Source organism: Terriglobia bacterium, from assembly GCA_020072645.1.
GTDB lineage: Bacteria > Acidobacteriota > Terriglobia > Terriglobales > Acidobacteriaceae > Angelobacter.
Genome location: JAIQGK010000029.1, coordinates 13540 through 34138 on the forward strand (window position 1 = coordinate 13540; position 20599 = coordinate 34138).

The window sequence follows — 20599 nt, forward strand, 5'->3', positions numbered from 1 at the left end:
ATCTCTATAATAGCGAAGAGTTTTCGGTAACAGATCGTGACGCTTGAAAAGCGTAGAGGAACGTAGAGATCACACGCAAATCCGCCGCGTTCGGGATTCAGAAAGACCGCAAGATTCCTAAGGAGCCCTTGATCCGATGAAATTTTCTCGCCGCAGTTTTCTTCAGAACGCTGGACTCGCAACGACTGTAACGCTGGCGCAGCCGGGGGTGGCGTTTGGCGCTGGCCACGACCACAAAAGCAAACAGCCTGATGCGATCGCAAAGTTGAAATCGCGCAAGGGCGAAGCTCAGCCCATTACCACCGCTGAACGCGAGCAGAGGATGGAGCGGGCACGGCAACTGATGTCGGAAAACAAGATTGACGCCATCATGGTGATGGGCGGAACTTCATTGGTTTATTTCACCAACATTCACTGGTGGATGAGCGAGCGGCTGTTTGCGGTGATTCTGCCGGTGAAAGGGAATCCGTTTTACGTCTGCCCGGCGTTTGAAGAAGACCGCGCGCGTGAGCAGATTGCCGGCGGCCCTGGCGGAAACAACGCGGAAGTCCGCACGTGGCAGGAAGATGAAAGCCCTTATCAGCGGATTGCCGAAGGGCTTAAAGATAGAAACCTTACGACGGGAAACATCGGGATGGAAGAGACTGTCCGCTATGTTTTCAGTGAAGGGCTGAGCAAAGCCGCGCCGGGCCTGCACCTGGTAAGCGCCACGCCTGTCACGGCAGGCTGCCGGATGATCAAGAGTCAGCACGAACTGCAGTTGATGAAGCTGGCGAATGAAGTTACTCTTGCGGCCTACGAGGCGGCTTATCGCTCCACCAAAGAAGGCATGACACAGAACGATTTCGGCGCCATGGTTCAAGCCGCGCACTCACAGCAGGGCTTTCAGGGTGGCGCGAGCATACAGGTGGGTGAGAACTCCGCCCTGCCGCACGGCTCAGCCAAACCGCAGGTGATTCGTGAAGGTACGATCCTCTTGATGGATGGCGGTTGCGTCGTGGAAGGCTATGAATCCGACATCAGCCGCACTGTCGTGCTGGGCAAGCCGACAGACAAGATGAAGCAGGTGTTTGACATCGTGCACAAGGCGCAATCCGCGGCGCTGGCTGCGGCAAAGCCCGGCGTCGAGTGCCAGGCGGTTGACGCCGCAGCGCGCAAAGTGATCACCGACGCCGGTTACGGTCCAGACTACAAACATTTCACGCATCGCGTGGGACACGGGATTGGAATGGACGGGCATGAATGGCCTTATCTAGTCCGCGGCAATACTCTGCCACTGGCCCCGAATATGACTTTCAGTGACGAGCCGGGAATTTATATCCGGGGCGAATTCGGCGTGCGCCTGGAAGACGACATGCACATCACGGAGAACGGAGCAGAACTGTTTACGCCGCAAAGCCAAGATCTGGAGAAACCATTTGCCAGACCTTGAAGATGCCTATATGCGAATTCACGCGCTAAGCTCAACGCAGATCGTAATTTAGCGGCGTTAAAAATTACAGGTTTGTAATTGAAAAAATAGGCGAGAATTGTGTTCCAGGCAGAATAGATACCCCCTTGCTGCCGAACCGGGACTGCCACCGCGGTGTCCGGTGCAAGGAGCGTTATGGATTCGTGGATGCCTTGGACAGTCACGCGCAACTTCATTCGCGCGTTTTGTCCTACCTTGATAGTGTTGCTCCTATATGACCTTTTGCGCAATTTGAATCATTCAAGCCCTATGAGACAGCTGGGATTGTTTGCCGATATGGTTGCGTTGGGCGTTGTTTTGTTCATCAAAGTGGCCCCTCCATTCGGCGGCATGCGCAAGGAGTTTGCTCATCTTTTTGGCTGGTCCTACGAGATGATTTATCGGTTAGGCTATGTTGGCGCATTCCTGTTCGGTAACCTGTGGCACCTTAACCTGCAGAAAGGTTTATTGCTGGCTGCCGGATATGCATTTTTTGCGGATATGGCCAAGTTTGTAAAACCTCAGTGGAGGACTCTGAACGGGTTGTCAGGAGCGCTATAACGGCGTGCGGCATCGTGTCATGCTTTGTTTATGGTCTTTGGAGGCTCTGTCAGAGCGTGATTCCATTAACAGGTTTTTTGAATGAGATTGTTAGTGTGTTCGCAGCACTGGTGATAATCGCGCTATTGGGGTGGTGGGCCGTAAGGCAAACGGATGCTTCTACTATCCAAGAACTGAAGTTGAATGAATAAAGGGCTTGATCATTCGCCAAGCCCTTACCAAATCCAAATCTCACTTCAGCGCGTTCGCAATAAACGTCCCCACGTCCCTCTTCAGATCCGCCAGCGACGAATCCTGGATATACATCATGTGTCCAGCGCCGTAATATCCAAGGCTTACCTTGGCATGCTGCGCCTGGTCAAGATTCATGTGGTTGAGCGTATATTGCGTGGCGAAATATGGCGTTGCCAGATCGAAATAGCCGGAGCCGACAAAAAGCTTCATGAAGGGGTTCTTGTCAAAGGCGTCTTTCAGCGAGCGGGCGGTATCAGGGAAGCCGCCGCGCTGGACGCCCCAATCCCATTCATCGAAACGGAAGCCGCCGCCCAGGATGTAATACTCCAGATCTGATTTGTAGCCGAGTTCACTGCGCACATATTGATTGAACATGGCTGTGTATGGTGGACGAATCGCGCTCATGCTGGGATCGAAGCTGGCGGTGTCATCGACGTTAGAACTTGAAGTGCCGGTGAAACGGCTGTCGAGCCGACCGATAGTCAGTCTCTTGTCGCGCAAAAGCTCTTTGGTGAAATGCGATTCCTCAATGCGGAGATTGCTTTCGTCTATATAGGTCTTGCTCAGGCCGGTGTAGCGCGCCAGATGATCGATCACGTCTTGTCGTTCTTGCGGCGTAAGGCGGTCGCCTTTAGCCAGCGCATCCGCATACGGGCCGGCGGCCCATTGCTCAACTTCAGCTCGGAGCTTGTCAAAATTCTGCTCATACTCAGGACCCAGCTTTTTGTGATACCACGCGGCGCTGGCGTAAGTCGGCAGAAAGAGAATGAAGGGAAGATCATTGCCGGGAGAGCCGTCAGTGGTCTGGAAATTCAGGATGCTGGAGATCAGCATGATTCCATTGAAAGCGATGCCATGTTCCACCAGGTAGCCAGAAAGACCGGCAGCGCGCGTGGTGCCGTAGCTTTCACCCACCATGAAGAGTGGAGAGGACCAGCGCTCATAACGTCCGAGATACAGACGGATGAACTCACCCACGGACTCGATGTCGCCGCGCAGGCCGAGGAATTTTTTAGTCTGATCGCGTTTTACGGCGCGGCTGTAGCCAGTGCCCACCGGGTCAATGAAAACAAGATCGGTCTGGTCAAGCCAGGTTTGCTCGTTATCCACCAATTGATATGGCGGAGGAGGCATCATGCCGTTGGGCTGCATGCGCACGCGCTTGGGACCAATGGCTCCCATGTGAAGCCAGACTGACGCGGAACCTGGACCGCCATTGAAAGAGAAAGTCAGCGGCCGGTGCTCGTTCTGGCCGTCGAGCGTATAGGCGATAAAGAAGATGTGAGCTTCAACCTCGCCGGTGTCATTGTTCTTGAGTGGCATCATTCCCGTGGTGGCGGTGTAATGCAGCGTTTTGCCGCCAACATGGATTTCATGGTGGGTGACTACTGGTGGAACTTCCGGTTGTTCTTTCTTTGCTTCGGCGGCGGCAGTGCCGGAGGGCTTGGCTGGTTCAGCAGGACTGGCCGCGGACGCAGGAGCTGGTGGGCGGTTTCTTTGGCCGGTAGCACAGAGCGAAAGGACCATTACGACGATTAAGAAAGACGAGGTGCGACGCAGCAGCATGGTGACACACTCCACCTAAAGGAATTGGCAAGACGCGATCTTATTTAGACGTGCCTGAAGAAAACAGGTGAGTGTAGCTGGCAAGACTGAAAAGGGCAAATTTTAACGCCCGAGCCGTCGTCTCAGCGCGCGTAGAGTATTCCCGGTGGCCGCTGCGGTAGCGGCTGGGAACTCTCATGGCCTTTGAAATACCACAGAAGCAAGATCAGGAAGAAGACCACGACGAGCATAAAAATTCCGAAGTTGTGTCCCGCGGTATCAGAACGGCGCCCTTGGGAGCGTGGAGTCATAGTAACTTAGACGCGATTTCTGCGACTAAGTGTCGGTGGAAGACGAAACTTAAGGAAACTTTGCCCTTTAAAATATTTTGCGCTTGAGGCAACACTTAGGGCCATGAATGACGGTTATGACCTCTAACCGCGTCCATGGCCCTTCGATGTGATGGTCTTAGTGAGTTGGAACGACTAGATCGCGGTCAAGACGGACTTCAAGCTGCGTGCCTTTCTCCAGCTTCATCTCACCGCCTTTAAAGAGATAACTGGTTCCAGTTCCCAGACCAGCGCCCGCTGCAGCGCCAATAGCCGCGCCCTTTTTCCCGCCGATCACCGATCCAGAAACCGCGCCCACAGTTGCGCCAATAGCCGCATCAGTAATCACTTTTCTCTTGTCCGGACCTTTGCGGTAGACTTCGCCTTCTTCACCAGAGGCCTTGATGGAAGGATCTCCGGGAACGCCGGTGACGGTCCCAATCAGCGGAACCCATCCGTTTCGGGTCTCGATTTCATCCAGCGCCAGCTGCATCTTGGAACCCGTAAAACCGTGTTCAAATCGGCCTACGTGGCCCTTGATTGTCCGGCCCTTGGGAATAATCAGTCCGCTGGGCGTCACCAGATCCTCACGAAGCTCGGCTTTAAAGTGCTTGCCGTCCTGCATCTTCTTAGTGTCAAGGGTATCTTTCAGCTTGATGATGAACCGTGATCCATCAGGAATAGCATTTGGCGCGCCATAGGTGGAAGAGGGGCTGCCCTGTCCTGGGTAAGCCGCCGGCCCTTGCTGCGGAGCCGGAGTATTTCTGTCATTAGGACGTGTCTTAAGAATCGGATCGTTGGGATTGCCGCTTTCCTGGCCAATCGCACCCAGACCAAGAATCAACACAACGGCACAAACGGAGGCTGCCCACTTTGCCTGCATGGCGTTCCCACCTCAATGGATTTATTAGAAGTCTTGACCCGTGAGATGCGCAAAAGTTCCAGAAATGCTGCTTTCGAATCCACAATTTTTGTAAAGCCAAGGCTCGTCCTAAGGGTGATCCCTGAATCCGGCCATCGGGTTCCAGGAATCAGGACATTACCTAAGTAACTGGCCAGAAGTACAATTCGAGGCCATTTTGAAGCATCATATTGTCAGCAAGTGCCGATTCCCCCGGAAAGGGAATGTGACATGAAAAATTGGTTTCTGCCCGCAACACTGCTGGGCTTAAGTGGACTGGCGCTGGTATTCGCCAGCGAGAAGGGCCGCGAACGCGTTCGCCATTTTCTGGACGATTTGATGGAACACGGCGATCCATTGGGCGAATTCAACAAGTTTTGTGAAGACCAACTGGAAGTGATCCAACAGAACCTGGATCGCGTGGCCAAAGCTCTGGAAGAGGCACAACCAGGCTAACCAGCTATTTTGTTGATCGTGCCGGCCATCCGAACGTCACGTTGTGTCACGCCCCCTGAATCATGTGACACCAGCGCCATAGTGACCGTGTTGTAGCGAATATCGATGTCAGGATGGTGGTTGGCCTGTTCCGCCGCCTCAGCAATTTTGTTTACGAACTGCATTGCCGCTTTGAAGTCAGGAAAACGGAAGACCCGCTGAATCGCGTTCCCGTTACGTTGCCAGCCATTCAAAGAAGTGAGTTCCTTCTGGATTTCTGCATCCGTGAGTACAGCCGCCATAGAGCACCTTTCCAATCTAAGTAAGCAGTGATTTTAGTGCCTCCGCCGGAAAAATGCAGCACTGCGGGGTATTCACATTCGGGATTGAAAATCGTATCGAAGGCAGGGGGAATTGAGATTAAGTGGTGCGGCTTGTGCCGGCCAGTGCCGCGACTTGCTTCATGGGATAGGTGAAATGATCAATCTGGGAATTGATCTCCTTGCGAAGATCTTCCCAGATGGTATCGGGCATTTCCAGGAAGACACGCACGACTTCCGGATCAAACTGGCGGCCGGAGAACCGCTCTACCTCTTCACGAGCCACCTGAATCGTTTGGGCCGCGCGATAAGGCCGGTCAGAGGTGATGGCATCCAGCGTGTCCGCAATAGAGAAAATACGTGCGCCCAGAGGTATGCTTTGCCCACTCAAGCCGCGCGGGTAACCCGTACCGTCAAAACGTTCCTGATGGGAGTACACAATTTCAGAGGCTTCAGACAGGAACGGAATCTTCTTGAGCATCTGGTATCCGCGGAAGCAGTGCTCACGCATGATTTCCGTTTCAGCTTCAGTGAGCGCGCCCGGCTTGCGCAGGATAGCGTCTGGAATGGCCATTTTGCCGATGTCATGCAGGAAGGCGCCGCGGGCGATGACACGAATCTTGTCACCTGAAAGCCCCATCGCCCGGGCGATGGCGATGGTAAACGCCGTAACCCGTTTAGAGTGACCTTCGGTTTCCGCATCTTTCAGATCAAGGGCATCGCCCAGAGCTTCCAGCGTGATGTCATAGGAGCGCTCAAGATCGGTCATGGCCTGGCGAAGCTGCTCCGTGCGGGCCGCAACCAGGGACTCAAGATTCGACTGATAAGCCCGGTTTTCCAGTTTTAAGCGGCGATGCTCCAGGGCTCGCCGCACCATGGCCAGAAGTTGCTCACGCTCAAAGGGTTTCAGTAGATAATCATACGCGCCATTGCGGATGGCCGCCAGCGCTACTGAAATGTCATGGACCGCGGTGACCATAATCACCGGCATGTCTGGGTATTTTTCTTTCGAGCGCTCAAGTAAAGCGATTCCGTCGAGTTCCGCCATCATAAGGTCAGACAGCATCAATTCGAACTCGCCGGTCGAATTTAGAATGGCCAGGGCTTCCATGCCGGACGCTGCCTGCCGGGTCTTGTACCCCGCGGCATTCAGCATGGAAGAGATGATCTCCCGGATCGGCTCTTCGTCGTCCACAACCAATATGCGCTCTGTGGCCATTTCGGAAAGTTTACCTGTGGGGGAGCATTAATGTAACCCAGAGTTCCAGAAAATACAATGGTACTAGCACCTTAAAAAAGGGCTGAAAACCGGGAATCCATGGTATACAGAGATTACCCCTACTCGGACCAAGAAACCCAGTTGAATAGACCATGAACCTAACCCTCCAATCGGCATTTCTGGCTGAAATGTCGACATTGTTGATCCTGCTGGCAGGCGCAATACTTTTGTACAGCAGTTTCCGGGAAAAATACCTGGTTCCATGGATAGCTGGTTGGAGCGTGCTCACCGTCTCCAAAGTGTTTCTGGCCATGAGCGCTTCCAGCTCCGGCCGACCGCTTTGGGCCGCTCTGGCTTACAGCACGCACATCATTGCGGTTGGGCTTTTCGCTGCCGCGGTTTTCTTCTACGTTTCGCATCAAAAGCTGCTGTTGCCGGCCGTAATTGCCCTGAGCGCCGCATTGCCTCTGGAAATTGCCTACTCTTTGTGGCGACCCTATCCGGGGCTGCACTATACCGCGTTCGCTCTTTGTTCAGCCGTTGGAATCATCGCTTCAACCCAGCTTGTTCGTTTTGCCTGGGGCAGGGCCAGCCTGGGGCGCTGGCTGCTGGCCGTGATGCTGGTTCTGTTGCATCTAGATACGGCGGGTCATGTCCATCAAATTGTGGGCACCGACTTAGTATTGGATTTACTGCTGGGACTGGGCATGATGACAATCGTGCTGGAAGATTCCCGGACCCAGGTGCAGAGGCTTGACGCGCTCAATACCATCACGCATCAGATTTCCGACTCGCGTGAATTTGATCCCACAGTTGGCACCATTCTGGAAGAACTCAGAAGATTGACGCGAGCGAAAGCCGCATGGTTTCGCACGCTTAGCGGTGGCAGACTGGAGTTGGCCGCCCACATCGGGCTCTCACAGGCTTTCGTGGACAGAGTTACAACCATTGAAACGGCCCGAAGCGTGAGCGGCTTTGCTCTGCGTGAAGGCGAGGTTTACGTTCTTCGGGCGGCCGAATCAATACCAGAGATCCGTGCAGCGCTGGCCAGTGAAGGAATGCATCATCTTTTGCTCGTACCGGTGGAAGGGAAGAATTCGCCGGTTGGCATGTTTGTTCTGGGCATGCCCCGGTTCCGCGAATATACCGTACCCGAAAAGAAATTTCTCAAGCTGGCAGGCAAACAGCTGGGAATGGCGGCGGAGAATCGCCAACTGCTGCAACAACTGGTGCATTCACGCAATGAATGGGCGAGCACGTTTGACTCTATCCCGGACTGCATTCTTGTCCATGACCTGAACTACCGGATTTTGCGGGCCAACGGCGCTTTGCTGGGAAGGCTGCAGCGCACTCGGGATGAAGTTGTGCACAACCTTTGTAAAGAGGTATTGCCGGGCGCGGCCACCAACTGGAGCGGATGCCCTTATTGCGCGCACGCTGATTGTGCCGGGGAAGAAGATCCGTGCTTTGGCGGCTATTCCGTGGTTTCCACATCGGCGTACACGGGTGAAGATCACGCCCGGGTAGGCACGGTGCATGTGATCAAGGACATTACAGAGTCCAGAGCGGCTGAGGAACGCTTCACCTCACTCTTTAACCACATGCATGAGGGCGTGTTCCTTTCCACGCCGGAAGGTAACATTCTGGACTGCAATGAAGCATTTGTGCGCATGCTGGGCTATGACAGCAAAGAGGAGATACTTAAGCTGGATGTGGCACAGTCTGTTTACGTGGATACAGAAGACCGGAAGAAATTCCTGAGCGAAATCTCACGGCAGGGCTTTGTAAGAAATTTTGAGCTCCTGCTGCGCTGCAAAGATGGACGCAAGATTACCGTGATTGAGAGCAGCTTTGCCACGCGCGCTCCCAGCGGCAAGATTGAGCGCTACCAGGGCGTGGTGCTGGATGTAACGGAAATGAAGCGCGCGGAAGACGAGATCCGGCGGCGCAATCGCGAGTTATACGTGCTGAATAATATCGCGGTCACGTTTAACCAGTCTTTTGACCTGGACGAAATTCTGCAATTGATCATGCTGCAGATGGTGGAGCTGTTCTCCACCGACACGGCTGCCGTTTACCTGTTCGATGAGGAAACGAACACGCTCAATAAGAAATCCTCCTACGGGCACCGCACCACCTGGGCGGTGGAAAGCGAAAGTGTTGTACTGCCGCCGGCATTTATCGATTTAGTCAAGGCCAAACATGCAGAGATTATCGATCAACAAGACCTGCCGCGCTTGCCTGATGTGCTGCAAAGAGCGGTAGAGCTGGAAGGCCTGCGTTCATGGCTTTGGGTGGTCTTGTGGCGTAAGGACCGGATTCTGGGCGTGCTGGCCACCAGCAGCCGGGCTGCGCGTGAGTTTTCCCGGTCTGAGCAAGGCGTGATGATTGCCGTGGGCCGCCAACTGGCCACCACTATTGAAAAAGTGCAGCTCTACAACGAGACCAGGCAAGCTTATGAAGACCTACGCCGGACGCAGGAACAATTGTTGCAAAGCGAGAAGATGTCCGCCGTGGGACAACTGATTTCAGGTGTGGCCCACGAGTTGAACAATCCTCTGACCGCGATTCTTGGATACACACAATTACTGGAAAGCGAAAAACTGGAACCACGAATAGAAGAATTCATCCAGAAGCTGCGTAAACAGGCGCAGAGGACGCAGAGGATCGTGCAGAACCTGCTGTCATTTGCGCGCCAGCACAAGCCGCAGCGGGTGCACGTGGATTTGCGCAGCGTTATTGAGGATACGATTGCGCTTCGCGACTACGATCTGAAGGTCAACAACATCAGAGTGGAACGGGAATTTGAAGCCGTGTTGCCCTCGGTGGTGGCTGATCCGCATCAGCTTGAGCAGGTCTATCTCAACATCATCAACAATGCGGCCGACGCAATGATGGAAAGCGGGCGCGGAGGCCAGTTGCGCGTTAGCATCGCCACGGAGAACGGAAGCGTAGTCACGTCGTTCCATGATTCGGGGCCAGGAATTTATGATCCGAAACACGTTTTTGATCCTTTCTATACCACCAAGCGCGTGGGTAAAGGCACAGGACTGGGTCTGAGCATCTGCTACGGGATTGTGAAGGAGCACGGCGGCGAGATTTCCGCGCAGAACCATCCTGCCGGCGGCGCGCTGCTGCAAGTACGATTGCCGGTTGCTGTTGGGGAGAAGCCAGTCACGGAGCGCGAGCGCATTGTGGCGCGGCGGGAATCACGGCTGGAAGGCAATGTGCTGCTGGTGGACGATGAAGAAGCGGTGCTCGACTTTGAGCGGGAAGTTCTAAGCGCCGCGGGCCTGCAAGTAGTCACCGTTTGCTCAGGCGCGGATGCGGTGGACTGCTTGAAAAACGAGGATTTCGACATCCTGTTGCTCGACAGCAAGATTCCAGGAACATGGTCCAGCGAGCAGGTTTTCCAGTGGATGCAACAAAATCGTCCGGAACTGGTGCCGCGGACCGTGTTTGTTCTTTCCGATGTATCTGATCCGAGCGTTCGCACTTTTGTGGACTCCACCAAGATATTCTGCCTGGTAAAACCTTTTGAGGTTTCCGATCTGCTCGCGGTGGTGCGCCGCGCGTTGCGCCGAGTCAGGGCCGCATCAGCTTCGCATTAACGCGCTCTCGTTCCCCTAACCAGTATCCTTCCCACCCCAGGCACAGCCGCGCACGTTAATGCGGCGCTACGAATCCACCTGGGGGCAGCCAAGGCCCTGCGTAGGCGGGCAGCGTTGCGAAATGCCGGCGCAAACCGCTGACGATATGCCGCGCGATATTGCTGGTGCGCCTGCTTCAATAGACACGATCCTTGCAAAAGGGGAAGAATGGATTGGGCGGCGAGCGTTCCGCTTTGCAGAGCCAGAGAGATCCCGTCGCCCGCGAACGGATCAATAAATCCGGCGGCATCGCCCGCAAGGAACATGCCGTCCGATTCAGTCTCCGGCTCGTGGAAATAAAGCGGCGAAGTGGTAACCGATGGAAACAATGGCTGCCAGGCGCGGCTTCGCTGGTACAAGTGTGGTTCTTTGGTGAAAACATCTTCCAGTGTGTGTGCCGCATCGGCGCGGACCATGGCGCAGGCATTGATTGAATTTGGTCCAACAGGCGTCACTCCGCAATAGCCGCCGGGAAAAAAATGAAGATCGACCGTTTGCGGTGGTGAGGGCTCAGTGAAATGCGCTTTCAGGCCGATCCACCTGTCTTTTCCAGCAACATCAAATTGCGTGAGCTTTGACCATCGTCCAGTGGCATTTACCACCGCACGCGTAGAATATGTGTTTTCCGCTGTGCGGACGTGGAAAATCGTGTTCTGCTGCACCTCGACAACTGCAACGCCTTCATGCGCTGTTACGCCCGCGCTCTTTGCTGCTGCAAAAAGCGCTGGGTCAAGATCGAAACGCGGAATACTTTGCGCGGCGGGAGAGACAGGAATCACGAGAGTCTTATTGTCCAGAAATATCCGCGACGAGACGACCTGCGGGCAAGATTGAAACCTGCCATCTTCGAGGAAGCCATTCAGCAGTCCCAAAGATTCCGGTGATACAAATTCACCGCAGACCTTCTGCCGTGGGAAGCGATCTTTTTCCAGAAGCAACACCTTCGCCCCCACACGCGCAGCGGTAATCGCGCAGGCAGAGCCTGCCGGTCCCGCCCCGACAACGATCAGATCAAATTGGGCTGCTTCCAAACGATCACTCCCATGCGGTAAAGGAAAAACTTTCTGATCTCGATGTTTTCTGCCGCCGCGACTGGAGCCAATATCCGCCTAACCTCGTCCACAGTGTAAGCCCGTTTCACGGAGGCCACTGCATCATGCCGGGTGATGCGGCTGCGGTACAGAGGCATGCCAAGATATCCGAGCGCAAGGTGCAGCGGATGACGTTGCAGGTCGTGAACGAGAAACGCATGGCGCGCCACGCGCAGGCCTTCGCGGACGAATCGAACAATCTCCGCGGGCTCAAGGTGATGCAAAAAGAGGGAGCAGCCCACGGCGTCAAAGCTGTTGTCGCGGAAAGGAAGCGCCAGCGCGTCCCCGCAGACGGCAGGGTGAGTGTTGCCAAGATGTGTGGGAGCGCGGTCCAGAATGACCGGTTGTGACACAATGCCTGATCGAGCCAGGGCACTCTGAGTTTGCGTGGCAACATATCCTTCACTGCCGGCCACGTCAATCCAGGAAATTTGCTCTAGTCCGCGCTTCAGCGCCACCCGGCGCAGCAAGCTGGACATGGTATGCACGCCGCCAAACCAGCTATTGAACATGCGCAGGTCTTGCAGGGAACCCGCTACTTCGGCGGGCGTACCGGCGTCGCTATCGAGCAGTTCTTCCACCACGACGCGCTTCATGCGTTAGACCCGGGCCAATTCTTCTTCGAGCAATTGCTTGTTGTAAAGATCAGTGTAGTATCCGTTGCGCTCAAGCAGCTCTTCATGTGTACCCAGTTCCACAACGCGGCCTTCATGGAGCACGGCAATGCGGTCAGCATTGCGCACAGTAGAAACGCGGTGCGAAATGAAAATCGTAGTGCGGTCACGCATCACTTCGCGCAGGTGATTGAGAATGGTTTCTTCTGTATAGGTATCGACGCTCGAAAGCGCGTCATCCAGCACCAGTATGCGCGGATCGCGGATGATCGCGCGGGCAATCGCGCTGCGCTGTTTCTGCCCGCCAGAAAGCGTGATGCCGCGCTCACCCACCATCGTCTCGTAGCCTTCAGGGAAGCCTTCAATGTCGATAGCGATATTGGCTGCCGCAGCGGCGCGCTGTACTTGGTCGTCGGTCGATGTCTCGACGCCAAAGGCGATGTTCTCGCGCACGGAGTCGCTGAATAGAAAAGTCTCCTGCGGAACAAAGCCAATGTTCTGGCGCAAAGTTTCCAGCGGATATTCGCGTATAGGACGGCCATCGATCAACAGAGAACCGGGCCGCGTGTCATAAATGCGCGGCAACAGGTTTACCAGCGTGGTCTTGCCGGAGCCGGTCGGGCCCACGATTGCAAGACTGCTGCCCGCCGGTATCGTGAGATTCACGTCCTTAAGGACGGGCGTGCCGTCATAGCTGAAATCAAGATGCCGGAATTCAATTTCGCCGCGCAAGGTGGTGGCATTTTTCAGGTCAGGCGCAACCCCCACATCGGTAATTTCAGAACGGGCCACTAGAATTTCATTGATGCGGCCCATGGAAGCGGTCCCGCGCTGGAAGAGATTGATGACCCATCCAAGCGCAATGATCGGCCACGTAAGCATCATGATATAGGTATTGAAAGCGACGAAATCACCCAGGCTGATCTTGTGCAGAAGCACTTCACGTCCACCCAGCCAGAGCACAAGCACCAGGGCAAAGCCAAGCAGCAGCTCCAGAGTCGGCCATAGCATGCCGGTAAGGCGTGCAAGTGGAAGGCTGCGCGTTACGTATTCCTCATTACTGGTTTCAAACAGCGCGATCTCGGCTTCTTCCTGTGCGTATGCCCGGACCACACGCGCGCCGGAAAAATTCTCTTGCGCCCGGGCAGAAATATCAGAAAACTGCGCCTGGATCTTTTCAAAACGCTCATGGATCCGCCGTCCAATGTATTGCACCACAATGCTGGCGATAGGCAGCGGCGCAAAAGCATACAGCGTGAGCTTGGGGCTGATCTGCCACATAAAGACCAGCGCCACGGCAGTAAATACCAGCGTGTTGGCTGTATACATTATCGCCGGCCCAAGCAGCATGCGCACCGCATTCAGGTCATTCGTCGCGCGGGCCATAATGTCGCCCGTGCGGTTCTTCTGGTAGTAAGAATAGGAAAGCGACTCCAGATGGCGAAACATGTCATTGCGCAGATCGTATTCAATCTCACGCGAGACGCCGATCACCAGCCAGCGGGTAAGAAACTGGAACACACCCTTGCCCAGCGCAAGCCCCACCAGGAGCGACGCAAAAATCAGGATCTTCTGATGCGTGATGCCGTCATGGTTCAGATCGTCCACGGCGCGGCGCACCACCTGCGGCCAGAGTACCCACAGTCCGTTATTGAAAAGCACCGTAATCGCGCCCCAAAACAGCGTCGCGCGATACTTACTCAGGTAGGGCCACAGCGGCTTGAGATTTTTGCCCATGAAAGGTAATAGATGATTTTAACAGGGCTAAAGGATCGAAGAATCCGCATCCCTCAATCACCGATCCTGGTTCGATTGTCTAAATCCGTCTTGCACTGTATGAGGTTGCACTGTATGAGCCAGACGGATTCTAAAGCGTTCTTGCGATTTCATTTCATGCCGCTCTCGGCTGTGAGCCTCTCGTACCATTGTTCAGGGCATGATGTACTCTGAAAATGGCTTGTCTTGTTTCACATATGCGCTGTCGTGGAAGCTTAAGCGTTTGATCCACTATCTCGCCGGCAGTGCAGAAGCACCAGACATCTGTTTCGCTCTGAGGTTTGTAATGAAGCCTTTGCTTCTTGTTCTTTTTGTTGTGGTTGCGTTTGGCGGTTTGAATGCGCAGCAGAATATCTGGCAGCCATCGCCGGGGCATACGCAAGTGCCAATATGGCCGGGGAAGGCGCCGGATGAACAGCCCGTCGCGGGACCGGAAGATGCGACGCCCAGAATGAACGACATCAGCAATGTTACGCTTCCCACCATGACGGTCTATTCTCCCACGGGGAAGAATACGGGCGCTGCTGTCGTCGTGTTTCCTGGCGGGGGTTATGAGGATCTGGCCATCGTACTTGAAGGCACCGAAGTCTGCGATTGGCTGATCACAAAAGGAATTACGTGTGTGCTGCTGAAATACCGCGTGACGGCTGTGGGGCCTTATCCCAGATCGGGGCCGTACCCGGAATCACCCATGGCGCTGGAAGATGCGCAAAGGGCCATGGGGCTGTTGCGCCTCAACGCGGCCAAGTGGCAGATCGATCCGCACAAGATTGGCGTGCTGGGTTTCTCGGCGGGTGGGCACTTGGTGGCCGCGATCAGCACGCATTTTGAGAAGCGCCTGTATCCTGCTGCGGATGCTGCCGATCAAGAGAGCTGCCGTCCGGATTTTGCGGTGGCGCTCTATCCCGGGCACCTGACCATCAGGGCCGCGATATCGGATGCCAGACATGGCACTAAAAAGTTTGTGGTTCAATATCCGGAGAATGCCGATATACAGCTCGGATTGAATCCTGAAGTTCCTGTTACCAGCCAAACACCCCCTACGTTTTTGCTGCAGGCAGAAGATGATCCTGTGGATAGCGTAAACAACTCGCTGGCTTACTATATCGCGCTCAAGAACGCAGGTGTTCCCGTGGAGATGCATTTGTACGCGCAGGGCGGGCATGCCTTTGGGCTGCGGCGCACGAAATTTCCAATAACCGAATGGCCCCAACTGGTGGAGAGGTGGTTGAGGACAATCGGGATGACTTCGGAATAGACCGTCTCATTGTGAATTTGTAAATCCGCGCTAATCCGCGTTCATCCGCGGTAAGATTTGCCTTCTTTGATCACGGCGATTACGCGCGATTCCGGCGATTCTACGAGGGCGTCTTCATAATCAGATACCCGCCCGCCAACCCAAAAATCAAATCCGGCGACCACGCGGCGATCAGCGGAGGAAGCTGGCTTACGTTGCCCATGGCTTCAAACAGGCTGGAAGTCAGAACGTAGGTCACGCCGATGACCAGCGCTACTACCACGCCGCTGAGAGCTCCGCGGCGTCCGCCGGAAAGCGCGAAAGGCACAGCCAGCACGGCCATGACAAGCGTGATCAACGGGAACGCAATCTTTTTCTGCAACTGAACGCGCAGACGCACCACGTCAAAGCCACCCTGCTGAAGATCGTAAATATAGCGCTGCAGTTCGTCATAGTTCATCTCAGACGATTGCAGGACTTCTTTCTTGAAATAGGTTGGCGGCTCGTTCAGTTCGGCAAAGGTGCTCACGTCAAACTTTTGCAGGTCTTCCTTACGCAGGTCTTGCTGAAGATCGGCGCCGGCAGAAATGCTCCAGGAGCGCTGCCAGCCATTTTCAAACGTCCACTTTGATAGGTGTTCCGCCCAGCGTGCTCGCGCGGCATAGACTCGCTTGACCATCTGGAAAGAATGCGGATTCAGCTCAAAGACTGAGATGCTGCCGAAAGTGTTGCGGTCCGGGTCAAAAGCCTCGTAGTAATAAATTTTGCGGTTTTCCACCGTGCCGTCAGATCTCTTCTTGCTTTCGCCAAAAATCCACTTGCGGTCAGGACGCAGATAAGTCTGCGCCGGCTTGCCTTTAATCATGTTGCGTAATGTTTCAACGCGTTTGTTGGCGTAAGGCAGATACCACTGGTCCAGAACAAAGAGGCCGCCGGCCAGCGTGGTGGCGATCACCAGAATCGGAATCACCGTGCGATAAATGCTGACGCCCGTCGCTTTCATGGCCGTAATTTCATTCGATTTCTGCATTAATCCGAACATCACCAGCACGGTCAGCAGCACGGCCAGAGGAGTGATCTGGTAAAGCACTGAAGGAACAAAGTTGAGCAGGTATTCAAGCTGCGTGAGCAGCGGAATCTTCTTTCTCACGATGTCAGAGAGCAGCTCAAAATAAGTAAAGACCAGGAACAGCACCAGCAGGCTGGAAAGGATGAGCAGCAGATAACTCACAAAGCTGCGCAGAACGTAGTCGTCGAGAATCAGCGGAAAGCGGGTGCTGAAAAGACGACCGCGACGGCGGTTGCCATTCGTTGCAGGCTCTTCCGTTCTGGAGTTGAAGAGCTTGCCAAAGATGTCCTTAAACTGGCCAAGCAGCATTTGTCCCAGACCCAGCTCAACAGGAATTCTGTCCGTGCGGCTGAGCAGAACCAAGCCGATGAGGCCAAAGACAATATTGGCCATCCAGACGCCCAGCACCGGAGAAATTTTTCCTCCGCGCGCCAGGGAGACGCCGATGATCGAAACAAAATAGTAGATGAAGACCAGGACGATAGTGAGCACAAAGCCTGCGCCCTTGCCGCCTTTCTTGGCGGAAAGGCCCAGCGGAATTCCAATCAGCACCAGCACCAGGCACGCAGTCGGAAGCGCAAGGCGGCGATTAAATTCTATCCAGTACCAGCGGGCAAATTCTTTATTGGGATTGTATTTCTGGCGGTAGAGCTCCTGGGTGCTGAGCTGCGCCACGGGCACAGCGTCCTGCGCGGGCTTAGGAATCGGTGGCTGGCTGATGGCGATGTCGGTTTCCTGAAACGTCGTAATCGTGTACTGGTCAGGAGCGCGCGAATTAGTGTCGTGCGTTTCGCCGTTAATCAGATGCAGCCGGATGGCGTCGGCGCCGGAAGCGCTGACAATAGCTTCTTTGGCGATGGTGATCTTGGGAGCGCCGGGAGTGCTGATGTCGGCGTCAAAAACATTTTTCCAGACCGCCGCGCCGCCAGCGCTGGAAACGTCTTCCACATAAAGCACATGGTTCTTAAATCCTTCATAGAAAACGTGCGGCTGGACTTCAAAAGAAATCTGCGTGGCAGCCAGCTTGTTTTGCAGTCCTGCCAGCGCCGCGGCGGAGCGGGGTTCAACGATGACTGTATTGACCAGCGCAAGACACCATGCAGCAAAACCGAATACCGAGATGATTTTCAGGAATTTACGAACACTCACCCCGGAAGCGCGCATCGCCGTGACTTCACTATCGGCGGCCATGCGGCTGAGCCCCAGCAGGATTCCCACCAGCACTCCCATGGGGATAGTGACTTTTAAGGCGGCAGGTAGCGTAAGAAAGAAAATTTCCGCAACGCTGGGAAAGGGAGCGCTGTTGCGCACCACGGCTTCAAGGATGCGCGTGAGTTCGCGCATAAAAATGACGAAAGTGAACACTGAGGCCCCAATGAGCCCGTGCCAGAGCACTTCCTTCAGTATGTAGCGGGTAAAAATGCGCACGCGTTTTTCTTCTGAAAGTCTAGCAGAAGCCCGCTTGTGTTATTAATGGATAATCAATGGGGACGCCTGCAATCCATCTGTTATTCCTCTGGCACATGCACCAGCCGTATTACAAGGACCTGGTCACCGGGAAATATCGCCTACCCTGGGTGCGCCTGCATGCGCTCAAGGATTATTACGGCATGGTGAAGCTGCTGGATGAATTTCCCGGCTTGCACCAGACATTTAATCTTGTCCCGTCACTCATCACGCAGCTACAGGAGTATGTGACCGGAACAGCGCAGGACCCCTTTTTGCAGGTGGCAGCCATGCCCGCGCCGGAGATGGACCTCTCCGAGCGGCTGTTTGCGGTCCAATACCTTTTTCAAGCGAATGCGGAGAACATGATTGGCCGTTATCCGCGTTATCGTGAGTTAGCGCAACAGTTTAATGGCCGCCCGCAGGACGCGCAGAACAATGCCCGGCGCATGACGGATGGCGACATTACCGATCTTCAGGTGCTCTCACAGATTGCATGGATGGATGAATTTTTTCTCGACGATCCCACCGTCGCTGAACTAATCAGCAAAGGCCGCGAGTTTTCACTGAAAGACCAGGAGCAGGTGATCGCGATCCAGCAGCATTTTCTGGCCAAGGTCCTTCCGGCCTACGCCGCGGCAGGGAAGCGCGGCGCCATTGAGATTTCCACCTCGCCTTTTTACCATCCCATTCTGCCGCTGGTGTGTGACACAAATATTGGCGAAGTGTCACACCACGGCCTGCCGCTGCCGTCACAGGGCTTCCGCCACCCGGAAGACGCGCGTGAGCAAATCGAACGCGGGCTGACATTGCATGAACAGGTATTTGGCGCGAGACCAAAAGGCATGTGGCCGTCAGAAGGAAGCGTATCCAATGAAGCTCTAACCATCGCGCATGACCTGGGCGTGAAGTGGATGGCCACCGACGAGGGCGTGCTCTGCCGTTCTCTGGGAACCATTTTCCAGCGCAATGGCAGCGGAATGCTGGATGCCGAATGCGCCGCCCAGCTTTACCAGATTTTTCGCTGGCAGCAGGGCGCGGCAGAAATGAGCATGGTGTTCCGCGACCATTCGCTCTCTGACCTGATTGGCTTTGTTTATTCCGGCGTGCCCGCCAGAGAAGCGGCAGATGATTTTATCCGTCGCGTGAAGCAAGCGGCCGAGCCCGTGCTGGCGAAGGGCAAGACAGCGGTGGTGCCAATCATCCTTGATGGCGAGAACGCGTGGGAGTATTACCCGCAGTCCGGACGGGAGTTTTTGCGGCGGCTGTACGATGGCATTCAAAAAGATCCATCGATCGCGGCACTGACAGTTTCTGAAGCCATTGAGAGGGAAGCCTCACCGGCTGCCATCGAATCGATAGTTCCGGGCTCGTGGATCAACTCAAATTTTGACGTATGGATCGGCGCGCCGGAAGACAACGTGGCGTGGGACCAGCTTACGGCTGCGCGGGAGTTTTTTACGGCGAATGCGGGCAAGGCTTCCGCACAACAGGCCGCCCTGGCGTATGAAGAATTGCTGATTGCGGAAGGCAGTGACTGGAACTGGTGGTATGGGCCGGAGCACCACTCGGCGAATGATCGCGATTTTGACGAGCTTTACCGCAAGCATCTTTCCAACGTCTATCTTGCGCTGGGCGGCACGCCGCCTGACGTGCTGGCGCAGCCGATTGCGGGAGCTCATGCCAAGCCGCAGTTCACGCCGCAAACCGCGTATATCCATCCGGCGGTGGATGGAAAAAACATTGGCTACTTTGAATGGCTGGGCGCGGCTTCCCACGTGGCTGACCGGCATTCTTCCGCCATGCATGGAAAGCTTTTTCTGCTGGACACCGGCTATGCCGGCATCGACGAAGAAAATCTTTACTGTCGCGTGGATTTCATCGACGATCCGGCGGAGTGGGCCACCGGAGACACGCGGCTGGTGGTAGCAATAGAAACCGTGAGTCCAGGCGGCAATGGCAGCCAGACCGTGCGACTGGAAGCCGATATTTCACAGGGCAAGCTTGGCGGATGGAAGCTAGGCGACAATGGCCAGCCGCAAGACGCCGCCTTTCAGGTTGGAATTGAGTCGATCTTTGAGTGCCAGACGCCGCTCAAGCGGCTGAACGCAGCCATGGGAGCCCGCCTGCGCGTTCGCTTCTCTTTGTGGCGCGATGGCCTGCCGCTGGACGCGCTGCCGCAGGAAGGCGCCATTGAAGTGCAAGTGGCCCCTGAAAGCGAGTTAAGCGCGCTGCCTTACGCGAAGCCGTAAGGAGCAGTAGTTAGTATTTAGTACTTGGCCGTAAGTCCGCAACGGTTGACCTATCCTAAAAATGTGGGAATGGTGGAGACAGGAAACGCCAAAGATCGTGTGACATGGAACAGCAACTTCCGCATTGGCGCACCACCGTTGCAGTTGTCGTCCGGCTTCCCAAAGTGGAATTTCAGCTCGCAAAAATTTAGTCCGGCAAGCCGCGTGAAAGAATTTTCTTGTTACGATTGCGGTCTCTCATTTTGAAGGGCCGCTTCCGCCTCCTTACTGGACCAACGGTTTTGTGGCGAATGGCGGCAGAAAGGACTCATGACATGACAAACGATAAAGATAATCGAGTACTGGGTAGAAAAGGCGCGAGAACGTTATCGAATGAAGAACTGCTGCAGGTACCCGGCGGAAGTGGAACGCTCAAGATCACGCATCTTCCTAACGGCCTTGCCGATGCCCTGGCAGATTTTTAGAGCTGC

At 55.0% G+C, this 20599-nt stretch carries 15 protein-coding genes; 7 read left to right on the forward strand and 8 right to left on the reverse strand.

Going from position 1 to position 20599, the window contains the following annotated elements; translation table 11 throughout:
- The first annotated feature begins 136 nt into the window (after window positions 1–136).
- Together LAO76_26655 and LAO76_26660 are read left to right on the forward strand one after the other, a co-directional pair.
- Complete coding sequence (locus LAO76_26655) at window positions 137–1432, forward strand: Xaa-Pro peptidase family protein (protein ID MBZ5494521.1); 1296 nt, start codon at window positions 137–139, stop codon at window positions 1430–1432.
- Window positions 1433–1606: 174 nt separating this feature from the next.
- Window positions 1607–2011 (forward strand): hypothetical protein, encoded by a 405-nt coding sequence (locus LAO76_26660; GenBank protein MBZ5494522.1) that lies wholly within the window; start codon window positions 1607–1609, stop codon window positions 2009–2011.
- A 231-nt stretch (window positions 2012–2242) separates the two neighbouring features.
- Here the strand turns inward: LAO76_26660 and LAO76_26665 are convergent, their stop codons facing one another.
- Both LAO76_26665 and LAO76_26670 read right to left on the reverse strand, forming a co-directional pair.
- Window positions 2243–3772, reverse strand: coding sequence for a peptidase S10 (locus LAO76_26665; GenBank protein ID MBZ5494523.1), 1530 nt, complete (start codon window positions 3770–3772; stop codon window positions 2243–2245).
- Between the two features lie 486 nt (window positions 3773–4258).
- Complete coding sequence (locus LAO76_26670; protein MBZ5494524.1) at window positions 4259–4612, reverse strand: hypothetical protein; 354 nt, start codon at window positions 4610–4612, stop codon at window positions 4259–4261.
- 639 nt (window positions 4613–5251) lie between these two features.
- Between LAO76_26670 and LAO76_26675 the strand changes: the two genes are divergently transcribed.
- Entirely contained in the window at window positions 5252–5476 is a 225-nt protein-coding gene (locus LAO76_26675; GenBank protein ID MBZ5494525.1) for a hypothetical protein, read from the forward strand.
- On the opposite strand, the gene LAO76_26680 is transcribed toward LAO76_26675, so the two are convergent.
- Both LAO76_26680 and LAO76_26685 read right to left on the reverse strand, forming a co-directional pair.
- Window positions 5473–5757 carry a 4a-hydroxytetrahydrobiopterin dehydratase gene (locus LAO76_26680; protein ID MBZ5494526.1) on the reverse strand — a complete coding sequence of 95 codons (285 nt, stop codon included), beginning with the start codon at window positions 5755–5757 and terminating at the stop codon, window positions 5473–5475. The two genes, LAO76_26675 and LAO76_26680, sit on opposite strands and share 4 nt — an antisense overlap.
- Before the next feature lie 118 nt (window positions 5758–5875).
- The gene (locus tag LAO76_26685) at window positions 5876–6994 is read right to left on the reverse strand and encodes a response regulator (protein MBZ5494527.1); all 1119 of its coding nucleotides are present in this window, start codon (window positions 6992–6994) and stop codon (window positions 5876–5878) included.
- A gap of 152 nt (window positions 6995–7146) precedes the next feature.
- On the opposite strand from LAO76_26685, the gene LAO76_26690 reads away from it, so the two are divergent.
- Complete coding sequence (locus LAO76_26690; GenBank protein ID MBZ5494528.1) at window positions 7147–10605, forward strand: GAF domain-containing protein; 3459 nt, start codon at window positions 7147–7149, stop codon at window positions 10603–10605.
- On the opposite strand, the gene LAO76_26695 is transcribed toward LAO76_26690, so the two are convergent.
- From LAO76_26695 to LAO76_26705, 3 genes are read right to left on the reverse strand one after another with little or no spacing between them, the layout of a single operon-like run.
- Complete coding sequence (locus LAO76_26695; GenBank protein ID MBZ5494529.1) at window positions 10602–11675, reverse strand: NAD(P)/FAD-dependent oxidoreductase; 1074 nt, start codon at window positions 11673–11675, stop codon at window positions 10602–10604. The genes LAO76_26690 and LAO76_26695 overlap by 4 nt on opposite strands.
- The gene (locus tag LAO76_26700) at window positions 11651–12331 is read right to left on the reverse strand and encodes a methyltransferase domain-containing protein (protein MBZ5494530.1); all 681 of its coding nucleotides are present in this window, start codon (window positions 12329–12331) and stop codon (window positions 11651–11653) included. The genes LAO76_26695 and LAO76_26700 overlap by 25 nt, the downstream gene beginning before the upstream one ends.
- A 3-nt stretch (window positions 12332–12334) precedes the next feature.
- Window positions 12335–14086: an ABC transporter ATP-binding protein/permease gene (locus LAO76_26705; GenBank protein MBZ5494531.1), complete on the reverse strand. Its 1752-nt coding sequence runs from the start codon at window positions 14084–14086 to the stop codon at window positions 12335–12337.
- 325 nt (window positions 14087–14411) lie between these two features.
- Between LAO76_26705 and LAO76_26710 the strand changes: the two genes are divergently transcribed.
- Complete coding sequence (locus LAO76_26710; protein ID MBZ5494532.1) at window positions 14412–15383, forward strand: alpha/beta hydrolase; 972 nt, start codon at window positions 14412–14414, stop codon at window positions 15381–15383.
- Between the two features lie 100 nt (window positions 15384–15483).
- Here LAO76_26710 and LAO76_26715 read toward each other — a convergent pair whose 3' ends face one another.
- Window positions 15484–17859: an LptF/LptG family permease gene (locus tag LAO76_26715; protein ID MBZ5494533.1), complete on the reverse strand. Its 2376-nt coding sequence runs from the start codon at window positions 17857–17859 to the stop codon at window positions 15484–15486.
- Between the two features lie 56 nt (window positions 17860–17915).
- On the opposite strand from LAO76_26715, the gene LAO76_26720 reads away from it, so the two are divergent.
- Window positions 17916–20129, forward strand: a complete 2214-nt coding sequence (locus LAO76_26720; protein MBZ5494534.1) for a glycoside hydrolase — start codon at window positions 17916–17918, stop codon at window positions 20127–20129.
- Between the two features lie 314 nt (window positions 20130–20443).
- Window positions 20444–20593 (forward strand): hypothetical protein, encoded by a 150-nt coding sequence (locus LAO76_26725; protein ID MBZ5494535.1) that lies wholly within the window; start codon window positions 20444–20446, stop codon window positions 20591–20593.
- The last annotated feature ends 6 nt before the right edge of the window (window positions 20594–20599 follow it).